The organism is Acidovorax sp. KPB24-03, assembly GCF_057546605.1.
Genome location: NZ_BAAJYR010000464.1, coordinates 1 through 2,560 on the forward strand (window position 1 = coordinate 1; position 2,560 = coordinate 2,560).

Genomic DNA, 2,560 nt, shown 5'->3' on the forward strand with positions numbered 1-2,560 from the left:
GCCCAGGAGGGCCGGCGCGGGGGCCGCTCGCCAGCACCCGACCGCCGCCAAGCAGCACCAGGTGCTGCGCCAGCCGGGCCACTTCGTCCTGCGCATGGCTCACGTACAGCACGGGAATGTCCAGTTCGCGCTGCAGGCGCTCCAGATAGGGCAGCACTTCGGCCTTGCGCTGCGCGTCCAGGGCGGCCAGGGGCTCGTCCATCAGGAGCACGCGGGGGCTGGCGGCCAGGGCCCGGGCCATCGCCACCCGCTGACGCTCGCCCCCCGACAGGATGCTTGGCTGGCGGGCCAGCAGGGGTTGCAGCCCGAGCAGTTCGACGGCCTGCTCCAGCGACACCTTCCTGCGCGCCGGGGGTGTGCGCCGCAGGCCGTACTCGAGGTTGCGGCGCACGTCCAGGTGCGCGAAAAGGCTCGATTCCTGGAACACATAGCCCAGCGCCCGCTGGTGCGTCGGGAGCCACAGGCGCTGCGCGTCGTCCTGCCACACCTGCCCATGAACGGCCACGCGCCCCTGGGCCCGCTCCAGGCCCGCCAGGGCCCGCAGGCAGGTCGTCTTGCCACAGCCCGAGGGACCGTAGAGCGCCGTGACGCCCCGGCCGGGAAGGGACAGGTCCAGGTCCAGCGCGAAGCCGCCCGGGCGCTGCAGCCGCAGGCGTGCCTCGATGGTGCCTTCGCCCGTGCAGGGCAACCGTCCCGCACCGGCCGTCATGCCGCGCCCTTGCCGGGCCGTGCGGGCTGCAGCCAGTGCAGCAACAGCAGCACCCCGAACGAGAACACCACCATGCTCCCCGCCAGCCAGTGGGCCTGCAGGTATTCCATGGCCTCCACGTGGTCGTAGATCTGGACCGACACCACGCGCGTCACGCCGGGAATGTTGCCGCCGAGCATGAGCACCACGCCGAACTCTCCCACCGTGTGCGCAAAGCTCAGCACCCCCGCCGTGAGAAAGCCCGACCGCGCAAGCGGCATCCCCACGGTGAAGAAGCGGTCCCACGGGCCCGCGCCCAGCGTGGCGGCGGCTTCCATCGGCCGCGCTCCCAATGCCTCGAATGCGCGCTGCAGCGGCTGCACCGCGAACGGCAGCGAGTACACGACCGATCCCACCAGCAGACCGGCGAAGGTGAAGGGCAGGGTGGCCAGCCCCATCGACTGCATCGCGCGGCCCACCGGGCCGTTGGGGCCCAGGGTGAGCAGCAGGTAGAAACCGATCACCGTGGGGGGCAGCACCAGCGGTAGCGCCACCACCGCCGAGACCGGGCCGCGCCAGCGCGACGGCGTGTGCGCCAGCCACCAGGCCAGTGGCGTGCACAGCACCAGCAGCGTGAGCGTGGTGAGCGCGGCCAGCCGCAGCGTGAGGCCGATGGCAGCCAGATCTTGCGCAGAAAAAGGCATCGGCAGCGTGTCGGTCCGGCGGCTTTGGCGGGTGCGGGCAGGGGCTCAGAGCCCGTAGCCGTAGGCCCGGATCACCTCGCGCGCCGCGTCGCTGCGCAGGAATTTCATCAGGGCAATGGCGGCGGGCTGGTCCTTGCCCGTGGCGAGCAGGACGGCATCCTGCCGGATGGGGTCGTGCAGCGCCTCCGGCACCTGCCAGGCCGAGCCCTTGGCGATCTTGCCGCCTTCCATGACCTGCGACAGCGCCACGAAGCCCAGCTGCGCATTGCCCGTGGCCACGAACTGGTAGGTCTGCGCGATGTTCTCGCCCGTCACGAAGCGCGGCTGCAGGCGCTCGCCCAGGCCGAGCTTTTCCAGCGTCTGCACGGCTGCCAGGCCATAGGGCGCGAGCTTGGGGTTGGCGACGGCCAGATAGGTGAAATCGCCCGCCTTGAGCACCTGGCCCTGGTCGTCCACGTAGCCTTCGCGCGGGCTCCACAGCACCAGCCGTCCCACGGCATAGGTGAAGCGCGATCCCTGCACGGCCTGGCCCTCCTGCTCCAGCCGGGCGGGCGTGGTGTCGTCGGCGGACAGCAGCACCTGGAACGGTGCGCCGTTCTTGATCTGCGCATAGAACTTGCCGGTGGCCCCGAACGACAGCACGGCCTTGTGGCCGGTGGCCTGCTCGAACGCCGCGGCGATCTTCTGCATCGGCGCCGTGAAATTGGCCGCGACGGCGACGGGCACCTCTCCGGCATGGGCCGAAGCCAGGCCCGCCAGGACCATGCCGGCAGCGGCCAGAAGTCGGGAGGGGGCGGAGGCAAATCGCATGGCGCTATTCCTTGGATGAATAGCGGTCGAGTATAGCGACGGGTTTCCCGGGCAGCCCTGGACAGCGCGGCATGATGCGCCCATGACAAAGCGGCTTTCCCTCTCCGATGCGCTGGGCCAGGGCATGGCGGACCGGCGCATCGACATCCTGCGCCAGATCGGCGTGGGCGGATCGATCTCGCAGGCTGCGCGGGCCGTGGGCGTGAGCTACAAGGCGGCCTGGCAGGCGGTGGACGCGCTCACCAACCTGGCGGGCGTGCCCCTGGTGGCGCGCGCCGTGGGCGGCACCGGCGGTGGCGGCGCGCAGCTGACCCCGGCGGGGCTCGAATTGCTGAACGCGGCCGATGCGCTGGAGGAG

Annotated in this window: 4 protein-coding genes; 1 reads left to right on the forward strand and 3 read right to left on the reverse strand. The window is 71.3% G+C overall.

The genetic code is table 11. From position 1 onward, the window contains the following. The 3 genes from modC to modA form a co-directional block, all read right to left on the reverse strand. Positions 1-709: molybdenum ABC transporter ATP-binding protein (gene modC, locus AC27KI_RS22625; protein WP_487115943.1), on the reverse strand; the 709-nt coding region annotated here is incomplete at its 3' end. Then, positions 706-1,392, reverse strand: a complete 687-nt coding sequence (gene modB, locus AC27KI_RS22630) for a molybdate ABC transporter permease subunit (protein ID WP_487115945.1) — start codon at positions 1,390-1,392, stop codon at positions 706-708. The genes modC and modB, both read right to left, overlap by 4 nt. Positions 1,393-1,437: 45 nt before the next feature. Continuing rightward, positions 1,438-2,202 carry a molybdate ABC transporter substrate-binding protein gene (modA, locus tag AC27KI_RS22635; RefSeq protein WP_487090814.1) on the reverse strand — a complete coding sequence of 255 codons (765 nt, stop codon included), beginning with the start codon at positions 2,200-2,202 and terminating at the stop codon, positions 1,438-1,440. A gap of 82 nt (positions 2,203-2,284) precedes the next feature. Here modA and AC27KI_RS22640 point away from each other — a divergent pair. Then, a partial coding sequence (locus AC27KI_RS22640) for a winged helix-turn-helix domain-containing protein (protein ID WP_487115947.1) occupies positions 2,285-2,560 on the forward strand: 276 nt, incomplete at its 3' end.